This is a genomic window from Pectobacterium artocarpous (genome assembly GCF_046159765.1).
Lineage (GTDB): Bacteria > Pseudomonadota > Gammaproteobacteria > Enterobacterales > Enterobacteriaceae > Pectobacterium.
The window spans coordinates 1-14,523 of the sequence record NZ_JBJXVK010000013.1; the positions used below are offsets into that span (position 1 = coordinate 1).

Below are 14,523 nucleotides of genomic sequence, written 5' to 3' on the forward strand. Positions count from 1 at the left end.
TTCTACTTCTACTTCTACTTCTACTTCTACTTCTACTTCTACTTCTACTTCTACTTCTACTCATAACTAATTGTTTATTTGCATTTTATGTAAAAAACAGTGCGGACAGAAGTTTGAAGTTCTATGGTAGTAAAATTTAGTTTAAAAAGTCACGTGTCGTTGCGTCTGGGGGTATTGCTGACTTTAAGGGGAGATTCATCGCACTGATGCAAATTTTCATACTCGTATGAAAAGAGCTGACCCAGTTCTAAAAAAATATGACGTGCCCAGCGACCATCTTGCGTCAACATAAAATACTGGATATAACCTTACGACTATTTAGCGATAGCCATTATTTACCGTAGCTAGTTAATCTATGCAGACGGATGGTGTGTTGTCATTCGCCAGAGATGAAATAGTGGATTTTCCGCAAGCGGTATTCAATCGGGCCAATATGATTGCTGATGAATATTCGATGACTTACGACATGACAATGCCGGGCGGATTTGATGGCGTTGAGGTGGAATACGTCAGCCCATCGACAAACAAGAAAACCTATATCCGCTATCGAATAACGGATGCAGGTATTGTTGAGCAGGAGCCAGAGAACCCAAACAAAATTAAACTCGCGGGGTGCAGGAATGAATATCAGGCAAGAGACAGAGCCTTGCTTGAAGCAAATCGTTTGCTGCACTCCCGCATTAAAATGCAGTGCAAGGTATTAGCCGATGGCGAATACACGAATGTCGGGATGATGATTCAGGTTCCTGACACTTACGATTCTAACCAGCAGGCCAGATATCTTGTATCAAGAAACGGTTATCTGTTCGAAACAAACGAGAGGATAAATTTTGAAGGGGATATGTATGTCGTAATCACCGACTACATAGGAAATGCAACAAAGAGGTATAGAGCATATCCGCGCGATGATACCGAGTTCGGCTTTTACGCAGAAATACCCATCATACAGCTTAATTTTTGGGATGGAACGGATATCCAGTCACCATCTAGGTGGATTATCGCAACGCAAACGGAACTTGACAGCACCTTATGGCGAGTGGATGAGAAAAAACCTAATTCAGATGGAACTACCTCGTTGACTCTTTCCGAGTATAGCGATTCGATTTACGCCTACACCGTAAATTAAAAAAACACCGTTAAATCATCCAACCAATGCCCATCCTTATCGCTGGGTTTTTTATGGAATAATTATGGCCACTACACCAACCACCAATCCCGTTCCTAGCGAATCCCCTCGCGACCTGAAATTTAATGCTGGGAAAATCGACGATTTTGTGACATCGATTGTTAATTCATATATCGACCGATTGGGTAATGAGCATTACACAATTAATGGTTTGGAAAATTTAGTCCGCCAGATTATCGGCACGCTTGGCTGGGTGCCGTTTGGTACGTTTGAAGATGGCGCGACGCTAACAAACGCAACGCAGACGCTGAAATATGAGGCGGATGGAAACTATTACCGCTGGAATGGAGATTTCAATAAGATTATTCCTGCTGGTTCTACTCCAGAAAATAGCGGGGGCGTAGGAATCGGGGCATGGGTTAACGTTACTGACCTGACGCTGCGTAGCGCTCTTTCTCAGCTCACAGGCGCAAGTATGATCGGGATTTCTCAGGGCGGCACAGTCCAGAACGCTATCACTTATATCACACCTGAAATGTTTGGTGCGATTGGGGATGGGGTCACAGATGACTACACCGCGTTGCAAGCAGCTTTGACCTACTGGCGCAATAATCCTAATTGCGATTTTATGGCCGCTGGTAATTATCTGTTATCGCGAGGTGTAATAGTTGTTAGCCCGCGAAAAGGTTCCCGTTGCTTTATTAATACACTTATCCAATCATCGACTTGGACTGACAGCGGTGTAGACCTATTCAACCGTATAGGCTCGTTGGTTACACTAAGTACCGGTGGGGTTGGTAACTCTATGTGGGGTGCTAGTTTTCATGTAGGGGAGATGGTTGGTACCGGGTCTGGCCCCGATGGTATTAATTACCATATACACGGCATACGCAATCTGGGATGGCAGCAGTGTGAAATATCGTACGGTCACGCAACTGGGTTAATTTCCACCGTAGAGATTGTCAACTCGGAAAACACAACCCCAACAGTTCAGTACAAGGCCCGTATTGCCCGCGGTAATTTATTTAACTTCCTCGCACGCTCGAACCTGTCAAATATGTTTGAAGGTTGTTCGTTTGAAACAATGTGGGGTTCTGGCGGCGGTATGGGTGCAGAGGTGTTGGGTGCTGGTTCAGCGTACACCCACATTCACAACGGTAGTGTTGATTTCTCTGGTGGACTATTATCATTTCTAGCACTAAACACTATTCCGGCTAATGTACCAATAGGCCAACCAGTGACACTGGGTGGGAACTTGGTTGGTTGGACTATTGGTGTTTATTACAGAGAGTCTGATAGTACCCGGTACGCAATCATTGCTGAGAGGAAATTTATAGATGACGCAACCGGCTCTGCCGCAGCATCGGCATTTTCCGTAGGGTCTAACCCCGCATTTGGTGGTGTGACTTATACTGTCACAGGCAAGTTTGGCCCCAATAACTCACATACGCCCGGAAGATTCCTTCCCTCCGCAATTTGTATTGCTCCAACAACGCAAACAATAGTCAGATGGCGCATTGACCGTAATTATGACGCTGGGGTTATATTCCCATCTGACGTATACCGTGCTGACTCCTTTGTAGACACTGCCAATGAGGTTTCTGCACGTACCACACCACTACCGAGTGCGTGTAAATTTTCTGCCAGTGTACCGCAGGGGGTGTTGAGTCTCGCTGGGGCTAGATTTGCCACTCGATTGGTTCTATCTAATCTTGAGATAAAATCCCCGGGGGGGTTTAATACTGCAACGGCGGCAAGTGTATGGAGGCACAACGGGGGAGGCGTTACGGTATTGGTATCAGATGGGGTATCAACATCAACAGTAGCATTTACATCTGCCGGGTTAGGACGAAATCAGATAACAGGTAGAATATCTGGGCGAGGAACTGACCCCGCTACAGATTCTATTGGTTTGTGGGAGATTACTGGTTTTGGTGAAAATACTGACGGCTCCTTGTGTATAGACAAATGGACTGTCCTCACAAGTGGCGGCGCTTTTAAAATCATAAAATCGGTAAGTGGTACTGCGTCCACACTGACTAGCACAGTTGATGGTTCAGGATTATATCAACTAACATTAAACGCTAGCATTAATGCAACACAGGCAGCTTCAGGCGCGAGTTGGCAGTATAGAATGACCGCGATGCGCACCTTTATGCTGTAGTTTTCACACGGGACGAGACATGAAAAATTAGCGCAAAACAACTCATACCGAGAAAGAGGCGTGTTTGTCTTGCGAGAGCATGTGACGACAACGTGTCACTTTCTGTCGTGATTTGACGTGCTGCGAAATTCAGCCCGAATCGTTAATTAACGTCCGCATGGTCAGGAAACCGACCGCATAGCCATCATCAGCAGTGTTGCGTTATAACAAACTAACGCGATACTACCGCGCTGTCGGCGGAAGCCCGGCGGCAAATCGAAATACTTCTAACGGGTGTTAAGTAAGGATCGATCACCCCAAAGAGTTCATTGAGGCCACGAAAAATTTAAAGGGTGGCGCAGATGAGCAAGGTTAAATCCCGCCTTAGCGGAGTGATGCTGGCGCGTCATTTTCTCCGACGCGTACAGCGATATAGTTGCCGGAGTATTCGATCACTGCGAATGAGCCGATCGGGCAATCAGTCAGTATGTCGCTGTCGTCTAAAATGCAGATCGTCGTTCCGTTATAGTTGATCGTTTCCATTTTCTCATCCTTGATTTTATGACGGGTTATTCCCCCTAATTCCACCATAATTCCCCCTTTGAAATCCAGACGAAAAAAAACCAACCGTAAGAGGTTGGTTTTATTGGGAAAGTTGGTCGGCACGAGAGGATTTGAACCTCCGACCCCCGACACCCCATGACGGTGCGCTACCAGGCTGCGCTACGTGCCGATGCTATGGGCGTTTATACTACCTTTTCCTGACCTTATTGCAATAGCTTGATGGAACGACTGCTTTAGATTTAGGCAGTTAGTTGGCAATAAAGCGTCTTTCATTCGTTAGTACCTGTAAGAGCAGAGCAAGCTGTGGTTTTTCATCATTCAGGCGATTTCCCACCATGTCGTAAGCCCGGTAGTTGCCGTTGCTTTCTAACACGATGAGCTGATCCAACGTTGTGATTATCAGCGTGCCGCCATTGCCGTTAATTAACCACGGGTAGCGTCGTTGGGCAGAGAACAGGTCTTCACCTTGTGAATAATCATCCGTGCTGTTTTTAACGTGTAGTAGGCGCTGCATCAGCGTAGTCATGACGTCTTTGTTGTCCGTCATTTTTGTAATGGTCTGCGCAGGGGTATTCGGCCAATGAACAATGAGCGGTGTTTGCCACTGGGTACGGGCAAAACGTGCCGTGTTGCTGGCATTGGCATTCTGGTTTTGTGCGGTTGTTATGACGACTACGGTGTTATCCAGAATGTTTTTTTCCTGCAAAGTGCGAATAATTTGGCCGATCTGGCGGTCAACGTCCTGAATATTTATACGACTGTTGAGTTCTGTGCCTTTGCCATCTGCGGTTTTCGGTGCGCTGCTGAGTTCAACGTAAGAGAACCAAGGGGAAGGGGTATTATCACGCTTGAGCCACTCCTGCCATTGAGTGATGATGGCATCGCTGCTTTGCTGCTGCGGCGCAGGTAACGAGAAATCAGAAAGCAGTGCCTGACGATAGAGCGGGCTGTTGAAGCCGTTCGTCGAAAAGAGCCCGAACTGATAGCCCTGCTGGCTCAATGCGGTGATTAACGCTGAAGGCTTACGTGCGCTGAGGACGCCATCCATATAGGTTGTCGAGAGGCCGTAAAACAAGTTAAACAAGGCCGCGTCTGGCTGTGAACCCGAATCGTAATGATCGCTGAAGCGCACGTTTTCTGCGGCGAAGCGCGACAGGTTCGGCATACGATTCTGTATGGCATCAGGCGGCGTATCGTCGATCATCACCATCAGCAGATTGTAGCCGCTGCCGTTATCGCGGAAGGTGATGTTATTAAGCGGATACTCCACCGTCATGGCTTCAGGATTACCCTGCTGCGTTAGTCGACGCTGATATTCCTGTGCATCCAGCAAGCCATGTTTTTCCAGAAACCGGCGAGCCGTCATCGGATAAGACAGCGGCAGGTTGGCGCGCTGCATCGTAATCGGGCGATAGAAATTTGCATCGGCCCAGATATACATCAGGTGCGATGCGAGGAATGCCGAGATGAAAACGCCCGCCAGCGGTTTGCCTAAGTGGCGGCGATTCAGACTGCGTAATTTCTGCCAGCACCAGGTGCCGAACAGCATTTCCACCATGAAAATTAATGGAATACCGATAAACATCCACTGCCAGTCGCGGGCAATTTCACCTTGCCCTGGGTTGACGACAAGTTCCCAAACGGTGCTGTTGAGGTGCAGGTGAAAACGTGTAAAGACCTCAACATCCACTAACAGTATCGTCAACCCAGCTGTTGCCAGTGCCGCAGACAGGAACCTTAGAAGGCGCTGCGACATCACAATAAATGTGAGCGGGAAGATAACCAGCAGATAGGCGGCAAAGACGATAAAACTAAAATGACCAAGCCAGCTAACCAACGCGTAAATTCGACCGAACAAGGAGGTCGGCCAATCGGCAACAAACAGATAGCGGCTACCCAGCCCCAAAGTGAGCAAAATGTTGAATAAGGTGAACCAGTGTCCCCAACTGATCATCTGGGAGACTTTTTCACGGTAGCGCTGACGGTTGGTTACCATACGTTGGTCAAAACTTAGTGAGCTTTATCGGCTTTTTTAATCGAAGCCTGTAGGGCTTCAGCGAAAGAACGCGCCATAACCTGACGTTGCGCAGGCGCGATGCTGGTGTTAATCAGGTTTGTCACCATATTACCGAGCACCATCAAAGCAAGATCGGTCGGGGCGTGGTGCTTTTCCAGAACATTGACCATCTCAGAAAGCAGTTGTTCAACGTGTTCGTCACTATAACGGGATGATTGTGGCATAAAATGGCGTATCTCAAGCTGGTAAAGTCGCTTATCTTACCGTATAGGCTTATGCTTTTCCGCACTTTTATCATTACCGTACTTTTATCCCTGGCGGACTTTTATCAATAAACGGAATTTTATTAATAAGTAGTGTAGACGCTTAGCGCGCGTACAGGTGTGAAGGGCGGCTTTATGTGTTGCGGGCTGTCCGCATCAGTGTTTGAATACGCGCCTTGCCAAAAGGAGAGTTTATCATGAGTCTGGATATCGCCCAGATTGCCCTGCATCAGCTAATTAAACGTGACGAGCAAACGCTGGAAATGGTGTTGCGTGATTCCCTGCTGTCGACCAATGCAGCAGTCGAAGAGATGATGGCTGAACTGCATCGTGTCTATAGCGCCAAGAGTAAGGCCTATGGGCTGTTTAATGAGCAAAGTGAGTTGGCGGATGCGCTGCGTGCCTGTCGCAAAGGGGATGAGGACTTTTTGAGTTTCTCCCGCGCTGCCACCGGACGTCTGCGTGACGAGCTGGCGAAGTACCCGTTTGCTGAAGGCGGTATTGTGTTGTTTTGCCAGTACCGTTATCTGGCGGTCGAGTATTTACTGATATCGGTGCTCAATAGCTGCAACAGCATGCGGGTTAATGAACAGTTGGATATCAGCACCACGCACTATCTGGATATCAATCATGCCGATATCGTCGCGCGTATCGATTTGACCGAATGGGAAACCAATCCAGAATCTACGCGCTATCTGACATTCCTGAAAGGCCGCGTCGGGCGTAAGGTGTCAGATTTCTTCATGGATTTTCTGGCTGCCTCGGAAGGGCTGGACACGAAAGCGCAAAACCGTGGCTTGTTGAAAGCGGTCGATGAGTATTGTGATGAAGCGCAGTTAGATAAAAACGAGCGTCAGAATTACCGTCAGCAGGTGTATAGCTACTGCAATGAGCAATTGCAGTCCGGTGAGGAAATCGAACTGGCGTCGCTGTCACAGGAATTGCCACCGCTGGGTGAGAAAACTTTTCAGCAGTTTTCCACCGAACAGGGTTATGAACTGGAAGAAAGCTTCCCTGCCGATCGTGGGACACTACGCCAGTTGACCAAATTTGCCGGCAGTGGCGGCGGCATCAGCCTGAATTTTGATGCGCTATTATTCGGTGAGCGGATTTTCTGGGATCCGGCGACGGATACGTTGACGATTAAAGGCACACCGCCAAATCTGCGCGATCAGTTACAGCGTCGGACGAGCAGCGGCAAGTAATAGATATCCAGAAGACGACGTTGCCTTGTTCTTATCGTCAGGGAAAGGGCTGCGGCTGAACCCAGCTACGTCAAGGCGAAAAAAACGCCGCTTATGCGGCGTTTTTCTTTCCGGCGTCCCGGAAAACAACTTCAGCGCAAACTAAACGCGAACGAAGTCGATGTGAGTCAGTTTTGGCTTGTAAACGTGACGTTGTACAGCCTGAACTTTAACTTGTACTTCTTTGCCATCGATGGACAGAGTCAGTGCAGTACCGTAGAAGCCTTCTTTCGCTTCTTGGTTTTTCACTGAATCGTGATCCAGTTCGATAGAGACTGGTGCTTCTGAACCACCGTAAACGATGGCTGGGAATTTACCAGCTGAACGCAGGCGGCGGCTCGCACCCTTACCCTGATCCTTACGTACTTCTGCTTTGATAGTAATCATTTTATTCTCTACTTATAAAAGTAACCCTGCTACAGGCGACCCAGCAGCAGGCGGGGTTATTCAGCTTTTGCGAACAAAAGCGGGCTGAATTCTAGCGGAATATGCCTCTGCGGGCAAATGAATCTCAGCATTACTCGTCATATTTCAAGTTGCATGTGCGTTGGCAGCGTTCAGTAACCCGAATCGCTTACCTGAGTAAGCTCATCGGGATTCCCTCACTTGCCGCCTGCCTGAAACTCGAATTATTTAAAGTATACCTTAGCCGCGTAGCTCATTGGCACGACGAAATCGCCCCTGATAATCAAAAAGCTTTTCACGGATTTGCCAGAATTTTCCGTGTTTGCGGGCAACGACAAAGTCGGGGGGGCGCAATAACGCCTGCTGGGCGATGACATCAACGGCGTTCTGCCAATTAAACGGCGTCCCTGGTGCGCGTTGATGGACGCGTAAAAACTGTTGCAGGAAAACGTGACGCTGCGCGGTGGAATGCAGGCGAAAACGTTCGCTCACTTCGGCACTGTCCTCATCGTGGTAGATGATTTTCAGCCATTCTCCCTTTGCATCTTGCCCTGGCTCGAAGCTCATGCCGCTACAGCGTAAAACCAGCGCATCTTTCAGTTTCAGCGCGGCTTTCAGCATGTCATCGGGATCGACCAATACCTCGTCACATTGGTGGCAGCGCCGCGCCGAGATATCGTTTTCTGCGCTGCAGTGCGGGCAGACTTTAAACCGAAAGCGGAAATCACACTGCTGGCGTTGACCGTTTTCCACCATTTCCCACCCCTGACAGCGGCGACCATAGTGTTCGATGATATCGCCGTCCGGGGTGATTTTTCCCCAGAACAAATTGGCAAACCCACATTCAGGACAGAAAACCTGCACTGGCTGGCTGTCGGCATGTGGCCTGCTGTTGCCGACCTCCGGTGTATAAAGATCGTGCGGGTTGCCGGCGTAATCCAGTATCAGGCAGTCCGTTTTTCCTGGATAGAGGCGTAAACCGCGTCCGATGATTTGCTGATAGAGGCTTACGGACTCTGTAGGACGGAGAATGGCAATAAGATCGACATGCGGGGCATCAAAACCCGTTGTCAGTACCGCCACGTTGACCAAATATTTCAGCGACTGTTGTTTAAAGGCGCCAATCAGCGCATCGCGTTCGGCTGCTGGCGTATCGGCGCTGACCAACGCTGCCTGACCCGTCGGTAACAAGGCCGTAATTTCTTTGGCATGCTCAACTGTGGAGGCAAAAATCATCGCTCCGCGCCGCGTTTGTGCATAATCGATGACCTGGCTGATGATGTGCGGCGTAATGCGTTGTTGACGTTTGAGTTCAAGATTCAGATCCGATTCGCTGAATAGCCCGTTGCCACGGGCGACGAGCTTGCTGAAATCATATTGCACTACTGGCATATCCAGCCGATCAGGCGGCACCAGAAAGCCATGCTTGATCATATAACGCAGCGGCAGCTCATAGATGCAGTCGCGGAACAAACAGCGCTCGTCACCACGAATCATGCCGTGATAGTGATACTGATATATCCAGCCTTTGCCAAGTCGATAAGGCGTGGCGGTTAAGCCGAGCAGTCGCAGTTGTGGATTGGTTTTTTGCAGATGCTGGATAATTTGTTGATATTGGCTGTTATCGTCATCGCTGATGTGGTGACATTCATCAATGATCAACAGAGAGAACGCATTATCGAACTGGTCAAGATTACGTGCGACAGACTGCACGCTGCCAAAGACCACTTTTCCCTGACTTTCTCGCTGTTGCAGCCCGGCGGAAAAGATATCCGCATTAAGCCCCCAAGCGCAGTATTTGGCATGGTTTTGCGCGACCAGTTCCTTTACATGCGCAAGCACCAGTACACGACCGCGAGCAAGTCGCGCCAGTTCGGCGATGACCAGGCTTTTCCCCGCACCGGTAGGCAAAACGATAACGGCCGGTTGGGTATGGCGGCGAAAATAGTCGAGAGTGGCGGAAACAGCCTCACGCTGGTAAGGCCGTAGTGTGAACGACATAACTAGTGCTGACAGATTTTACTGGCGCTGGTGGTAAAGCCGGCATCGTGCGGAATAAATTTTCCGCGTTCAGCCAGAAACTGTACCAGCATCGGAGCCGTCATATTCTCGGCGGAGCAGGTATGAAAACGCATATCGCTGCCGAAGCGAGCTTCTATCATGCTAACCAACTGTTCGGTGGTAAACGACTCACCGGACGCGAGCATCATTTGCAAAACTTCATGACCATGAATAGATGACATAGCGTTGCCCTTAAAAGAGAGAAATTACCTCTATTATGCCTGTTGATAATACGCCGTGCGAGGATGTGCAGCCTGAAGGCGGCTAAAAGAGCAATTTATGGGCGGTGAATTGCAGGACGCGCGAACAAACCCCCGTTATACTACGATCTCATCATTTATGGTCTCACGATTTGAGACTGGCAGTATTTGAGACAGGTAGTGAGTTTTAATGCGATTGGACAAATTTTTATCTCAGCATCTGGGAATCAGTCGTTCTCTGGTGGCGCGTGAACTGCGTGCGCAGCGTGTTACAGTTGATGGTGATGTGGTGAAGAGCGGTGCCTTCAAACTATCCCCCGAGCATAACGTTGAATTTGATGGCAATCCGCTGGAGCAGCAGAGCGGCCCGCGCTACTTCATGCTGAACAAGCCTCAGGGCTATGTCTGTTCAACGGACGATCCCGATCATCCCACCATTCTGTATTTTATGGATGTCCCAGTGGCGCACAAACTCCACGCGGCAGGGCGACTGGATATTGATACCACGGGACTGGTGCTGTTAACGGATGATGGACAATGGTCGCATCGTATTACCTCGCCTAAGCATCAGTGTGAAAAGACCTATCTGGTAACGCTGGAGCAGCCGCTGGCCGAGGATACCGCCGCGCAATTTACGGCGGGCGTGCAACTGCATAACGAGAAGACTCTCACCAAACCCGCTACGCTTGAGAAGGTTACGGATCATGTCGTTCGGCTGACGATTAGCGAAGGGCGCTATCATCAGGTGAAAAGGATGTTTGCTGCGGTGGGAAATCGGGTCGTGGTGCTACACCGCGAGCGCATTGGTGACATCTGGCTGGATAGTGATCTGGAACCGGGGGAATTTCGCGAATTAAGCGATGATGAGATCGCCAGTGTAACATGATTTTGCTCAGAACGACCTTCTTTCTACTCTGGAGTTATTAGTGCAATTACGCCGATCTTCTCATCTCGGGCTGATCTTTATTCTTGGCCTGATTTCGATGCTAATGCCGTTAGCCATCGATATGTATTTGCCTGCATTACCAACCATTGCTAACGAGTTTGGCGTGGGGGACGGGCACGTTCAAATGACGCTCAGTACCTATGTGCTGGGCTTTGCGATTGGCCAGATGTTCTACGGACCAATGGCGGACAGCCTGGGTCGCAAGCCGGTGATTCTCGGCGGTACGCTAGTTTTTGCGTTTGCAGGCGTGGCTTGTGCGCTGGCGCAAACGGTAGAGCAGCTTATTTACATGCGTTTCCTGCACGGGGTTTCCGCCGCTGCGGCTGCGGTGGTGATTAATGCACTGATGCGCGACATGTTCTCGCGGGATGATTTTTCTCGCATGATGTCGTTTGTCGTGCTGGTGATGACGGTCGCACCGCTCATTGCGCCGATTGCCGGTGGCTGGCTACTGCTGTGGTTTAGCTGGCATTCCATTTTCTGGACGATCTCTGGTGCCGCGTTTTTAGCGGCAGCGCTGATTTTCTTTTTTATCAAAGAAACCTTACCGCCTGCGAAACGGCAAAAATTTCATCTGCGCACCACCATCGGGAATTTTGCCATCCTATTCCGCCACAAGCGGGTATTCAGTTATATGGTGGCGAGCGGGCTGTCGTTTTGCGGCATGTTTTCTTTCCTGAGCGCCGGGCCATTTGTGTATATCAACCTGTATGGCGTGTCACCTCAGAATTTTGGCTATTACTTTGCTCTGAACGTCGTCTTTCTGTTTGTGGTGACGTTGTTTAATAGCCGCAATGTGCGCCGGCTAGGCGCGCTGGCAATGTTCCGTGCGGGGCTGGTAATCCAGTTTGCGATGGGAATATGGCTGGTGATTGTCTGCCTGTTCGATCTCGGGTTCTTACCGCTGGTATTTGGCGTTGCGCTGTTTGTCGGCTGTATTGCCATGGTCGCGTCAAATGCGATGGCGGTCATCCTTGATGATTTCCCTCATATGGCAGGGACGGCGTCGTCGCTCGCGGGCACGCTGCGTTTCGGTCTTGGTGCGATGGTGGGCGTTATTCTATCGCTGGCCTCATTCAACAGCGTCTGGCCGATGGTGTTATCGATGGCACTTTGTTCGATTGGTGCTTTTCTGCTGTATCTGTACGCAAGCCGCTCGGCAGCGTCTTGATTTTCCCTTCTTATCAGATGCAGGAAAGGTGTTCCTGCATCTGAGTCTGTTTTCTCCTTTCCCTATTTCCTTTCTGACGGCGATACCCTGTCATGACTTTTGTTTTGTGAATGTAAAATATTTGACCTATAAGTGAACGAATGGGTCGAAAAGGGTTGAGATATTAAATGGAAAAGGTTACATATAGCCGGAAAAGAAGAAAAATTCGTGATCGGCTTGGCATTAATAGTGCTTGCAATCAGGCTGATTAGCCACTTTCACGATGTGAAAAAGGTGTGTTTGTTGTTTTTTTGTTCACGAAAGGTGGCAATAAATGGTATGAACACGCTACTATGAGAAATATGTTACTATTTTGTGAATTATTACCTGAGGAAAACAGTAGTGGACAGTTTCCAACTTTCGGTAGTTCATCGTTTGCCGCAAAGTTATCGCTGGTTATCGGGTTTTGTAGGCGTCAATGTTGAACCGATTCCGCTGAGCGGCAGAGAAGAAGAGAATAACCTGATTGGCCTCAAGCTGTTGAGCCATGACGGCGATATTGCATGGAAAATCATGCATCAGTTACATCAGTCTCTGTCTGAAATTCAGGTTGAATGCGTCGTTCTGGAATGGGAAGGCGAACCGTGCTTGTTTTTACATCGCAATGATGAAAGTACAGCAATGTGCCGTCTGAAGAACGTCGGTGTCGCTATCGCTGAGTCCGTATCGGCACAATACCCCTTTTAAACCGCAGCGTCAGCAGACTGGCGCTGCGGTATTTCCTCATCTACGCCGATGGTGTTTCCGCTGTGTAGGATGAAAACTGTAGCAATTCCCGCGTATAGTCTTCGGTAGGGTATGCGAATACTTGTTTACAATCCCCTTGCTCAACCACTTCACCCTGCCGTAACACAATAACCTGATGACAAAGCGAGCGGATAACCTGCAAATCATGGCTGATAAACAGGTAGGCGATTTTGTGCTTTTCCTGTAATGACTTTAGCAGCGCCAAAATCTGCGCCTGAACCGTTCTGTCCAGCGATGACGTTGGTTCATCAAGGATCAGCAGCTCCGGTTGCAGTATCAGGGCGCGCGCGATAGCAATACGCTGGCGCTGACCGCCGGAAAACTCGGCGGGATAGCGGTAGCGGGTCGCGGGATCCAGCCCGACTTCCTGCATCGCCTCAACCACGCGCTGGTCGCGCGCCTCTTTGCTTAATTTATGATGGACGGTCAAGCCTTCTGCGATAATTTGCTCCACATTCAGTCGTGGGTTAAGTGCGGAGTTCGGATCCTGAAAGACAACCTGAATCCGGCTGCGGAAAGGCAGGAGTTGCTTGCGAGTGAGTCCTTGCAAGGGCTGGCCGTCAAACCAGATATCACCGCGTGAGTGAATAAGGCGCAGCAGCGCTAATCCTGTCGTGCTTTTTCCTGAGCCGGATTCCCCCACCAGACCCAGACTTTCGCCGCGCCGTAAGGTGAAGTTGATATTGTTCACGACCAGCTTTTCGTCAACGGTACGGCGTAACAGGCCGCGTTTGATGGGAAAGGAAACGTGCAACTGTTCCACGCGCAGGAGAGGCTCGCTGTCATCCTCGACCGGAAGCGGCTCGCCTGATGGTTCTGCATCCAGCAATTGGCGCGTGTAAGGGTGCTGCGGTGCGCTGAAAAGTTGCTGACAGCGATTATGTTCTACGGCCTGACCGGCTTTCATCACCGACACGTTGTCTGCCAACTGACGGACAATGTTCAGGTTGTGGGTGATAAACAGTAAACTCATCCCCATTTCCTGCTTCAGTTCGTTCAGCAATGTTAATATTTGCGCCTGAACGGTTACGTCCAGTGCCGTTGTCGGTTCATCGGCAATCAGTAAATCCGGCTGTGTCAGCAGCGCCATTGCAATCATGACGCGTTGGCGTTCCCCCCCGGACAACTGGTGGGGGAAATCATTCAACCGGCTTTTCGCCTGCCGAATCCCTACGCGATCCAGACAGGTGATGACTTCGCTGCGGGCGGCCTCGGCGCGCATGCCTCGGTGGAGCGAAAGCACCTCTATCAGTTGTTTTTCAATGCGTTGCAGAGGGTTCAGCGATATCATCGGCTCCTGAAATATCATCGCGATCCGGTTGCCACGTATCTGACGCAGTGTTTTTTCATCAGCATGTAGCAGCGATTGTCCTGCGAAGCGGATATCCCCTTGTGGATAAATGACGGGCGGGGAAGGGAGCAAACGCAAAACCGACAGCGCGGTGACGCTCTTACCCGAGCCTGATTCACCGACCAGCGCCAGCGTCTCACCCGCGTTCACCGCCAGCGAAAGCTGATCGACAACACGTTGCTCCTGATCGCCTTTGCTGAAGGCAATGCTGAGATTATCTATCTGCAATAAAGGTGAACTGGACAT

General features: G+C 49.7%; 13 protein-coding genes and 1 tRNA gene. 6 read left to right on the plus strand and 8 right to left on the minus strand.

Going from position 1 to position 14,523, the window contains the following annotated elements:
• Positions 1 to 355 precede the first annotated feature (355 nt).
• Both ACKQAD_RS09960 and ACKQAD_RS09965 read left to right on the plus strand, forming a co-directional pair.
• Entirely contained in the window at positions 356 to 1,126 is a 771-nt protein-coding gene (locus ACKQAD_RS09960; protein ID WP_409160016.1) for a host specificity factor TipJ family phage tail protein, read from the plus strand.
• 64 nt (positions 1,127 to 1,190) lie between these two features.
• Complete coding sequence (locus ACKQAD_RS09965; protein ID WP_409160017.1) at positions 1,191 to 3,290, plus strand: tail fiber/spike domain-containing protein; 2,100 nt, start codon at positions 1,191 to 1,193, stop codon at positions 3,288 to 3,290.
• 363 nt (positions 3,291 to 3,653) lie between these two features.
• Here ACKQAD_RS09965 and ACKQAD_RS09970 read toward each other — a convergent pair whose 3' ends face one another.
• The 4 genes from ACKQAD_RS09970 to ACKQAD_RS09985 all read right to left on the minus strand — a co-directional run bounded on the left by ACKQAD_RS09970 (position 3,654) and on the right by ACKQAD_RS09985 (position 6,074).
• Positions 3,654 to 3,860, minus strand: coding sequence for a hypothetical protein (locus ACKQAD_RS09970; RefSeq protein WP_409160018.1), 207 nt, complete (start codon positions 3,858 to 3,860; stop codon positions 3,654 to 3,656).
• 65 nt (positions 3,861 to 3,925) lie between these two features.
• A tRNA-Pro gene (locus ACKQAD_RS09975) sits at positions 3,926 to 4,002 on the minus strand.
• Between the two features lie 78 nt (positions 4,003 to 4,080).
• Positions 4,081 to 5,829, minus strand: coding sequence for an LPS biosynthesis-modulating metalloenzyme YejM (yejM, locus tag ACKQAD_RS09980; RefSeq protein ID WP_409160019.1), 1,749 nt, complete (start codon positions 5,827 to 5,829; stop codon positions 4,081 to 4,083).
• Positions 5,830 to 5,843: 14 nt separating this feature from the next.
• Positions 5,844 to 6,074, minus strand: coding sequence for a YejL family protein (locus ACKQAD_RS09985; RefSeq protein ID WP_015839894.1), 231 nt, complete (start codon positions 6,072 to 6,074; stop codon positions 5,844 to 5,846).
• 236 nt (positions 6,075 to 6,310) lie between these two features.
• Between ACKQAD_RS09985 and yejK the strand changes: the two genes are divergently transcribed.
• A complete protein-coding gene (yejK, locus tag ACKQAD_RS09990; protein WP_409160020.1) occupies positions 6,311 to 7,318 on the plus strand; it encodes a nucleoid-associated protein YejK in 1,008 nt (335 codons plus the stop codon).
• A 141-nt stretch (positions 7,319 to 7,459) separates the two neighbouring features.
• On the opposite strand, the gene rplY is transcribed toward yejK, so the two are convergent.
• The 3 genes from rplY to ACKQAD_RS10005 form a co-directional block, all read right to left on the minus strand.
• Positions 7,460 to 7,744 (minus strand): 50S ribosomal protein L25, encoded by a 285-nt coding sequence (rplY, locus tag ACKQAD_RS09995; protein WP_180741325.1) that lies wholly within the window; start codon positions 7,742 to 7,744, stop codon positions 7,460 to 7,462.
• Between the two features lie 258 nt (positions 7,745 to 8,002).
• Positions 8,003 to 9,763 (minus strand): DNA repair helicase RadD, encoded by a 1,761-nt coding sequence (gene radD, locus ACKQAD_RS10000; RefSeq protein WP_409160021.1) that lies wholly within the window; start codon positions 9,761 to 9,763, stop codon positions 8,003 to 8,005.
• Between the two features lie 2 nt (positions 9,764 to 9,765).
• A complete protein-coding gene (locus ACKQAD_RS10005; RefSeq protein WP_409160022.1) occupies positions 9,766 to 10,005 on the minus strand; it encodes a YecH family metal-binding protein in 240 nt (79 codons plus the stop codon).
• A 208-nt stretch (positions 10,006 to 10,213) separates the two neighbouring features.
• On the opposite strand from ACKQAD_RS10005, the gene rsuA reads away from it, so the two are divergent.
• The 3 genes from rsuA (at position 10,214) to ACKQAD_RS10020 (ending at position 12,866) form a co-directional block, all read left to right on the plus strand.
• On the plus strand, positions 10,214 to 10,909 hold the full coding sequence (gene rsuA / locus ACKQAD_RS10010; protein ID WP_409160023.1) for a 16S rRNA pseudouridine(516) synthase RsuA: 696 nt from the start codon (positions 10,214 to 10,216) through the stop codon (positions 10,907 to 10,909).
• Positions 10,910 to 10,949: 40 nt separating this feature from the next.
• Positions 10,950 to 12,140, plus strand: a complete 1,191-nt coding sequence (locus ACKQAD_RS10015; protein WP_409160024.1) for a Bcr/CflA family multidrug efflux MFS transporter — start codon at positions 10,950 to 10,952, stop codon at positions 12,138 to 12,140.
• Positions 12,141 to 12,521: 381 nt separating this feature from the next.
• Entirely contained in the window at positions 12,522 to 12,866 is a 345-nt protein-coding gene (locus ACKQAD_RS10020) for a YejG family protein (protein ID WP_409160025.1), read from the plus strand.
• Between the two features lie 40 nt (positions 12,867 to 12,906).
• Here ACKQAD_RS10020 and yejF read toward each other — a convergent pair whose 3' ends face one another.
• Positions 12,907 to 14,523 carry a microcin C ABC transporter ATP-binding protein YejF gene (gene yejF / locus ACKQAD_RS10025; RefSeq protein ID WP_409160026.1) on the minus strand — a complete coding sequence of 539 codons (1,617 nt, stop codon included), beginning with the start codon at positions 14,521 to 14,523 and terminating at the stop codon, positions 12,907 to 12,909.

What these genes read in the sequence shown, in the direction of transcription:
- yejF (WP_409160026.1), bottom strand. Translation starts at nt 14,523, where the DNA reads ATGTCCAGTTCACCTTTATTGCAGATAGATAATCTCAGCATTGCCTTC.
- ACKQAD_RS09985 (WP_015839894.1), bottom strand. Translation starts at nt 6,074, where the DNA reads ATGCCACAATCATCCCGTTATAGTGACGAACACGTTGAACAACTGCTT.
- rplY (WP_180741325.1), bottom strand. Translation starts at nt 7,744, where the DNA reads ATGATTACTATCAAAGCAGAAGTACGTAAGGATCAGGGTAAGGGTGCG.
- rsuA (WP_409160023.1), top strand. Translation starts at nt 10,214, where the DNA reads ATGCGATTGGACAAATTTTTATCTCAGCATCTGGGAATCAGTCGTTCT.
- yejM (WP_409160019.1), bottom strand. Translation starts at nt 5,829, where the DNA reads ATGGTAACCAACCGTCAGCGCTACCGTGAAAAAGTCTCCCAGATGATC.
- ACKQAD_RS09960 (WP_409160016.1), top strand. Translation starts at nt 356, where the DNA reads ATGCAGACGGATGGTGTGTTGTCATTCGCCAGAGATGAAATAGTGGAT.
- yejK (WP_409160020.1), top strand. Translation starts at nt 6,311, where the DNA reads ATGAGTCTGGATATCGCCCAGATTGCCCTGCATCAGCTAATTAAACGT.
- ACKQAD_RS09970 (WP_409160018.1), bottom strand. Translation starts at nt 3,860, where the DNA reads ATGGTGGAATTAGGGGGAATAACCCGTCATAAAATCAAGGATGAGAAA.
- radD (WP_409160021.1), bottom strand. Translation starts at nt 9,763, where the DNA reads ATGTCGTTCACACTACGGCCTTACCAGCGTGAGGCTGTTTCCGCCACT.
- ACKQAD_RS10005 (WP_409160022.1), bottom strand. Translation starts at nt 10,005, where the DNA reads ATGTCATCTATTCATGGTCATGAAGTTTTGCAAATGATGCTCGCGTCC.
- ACKQAD_RS09965 (WP_409160017.1), top strand. Translation starts at nt 1,191, where the DNA reads ATGGCCACTACACCAACCACCAATCCCGTTCCTAGCGAATCCCCTCGC.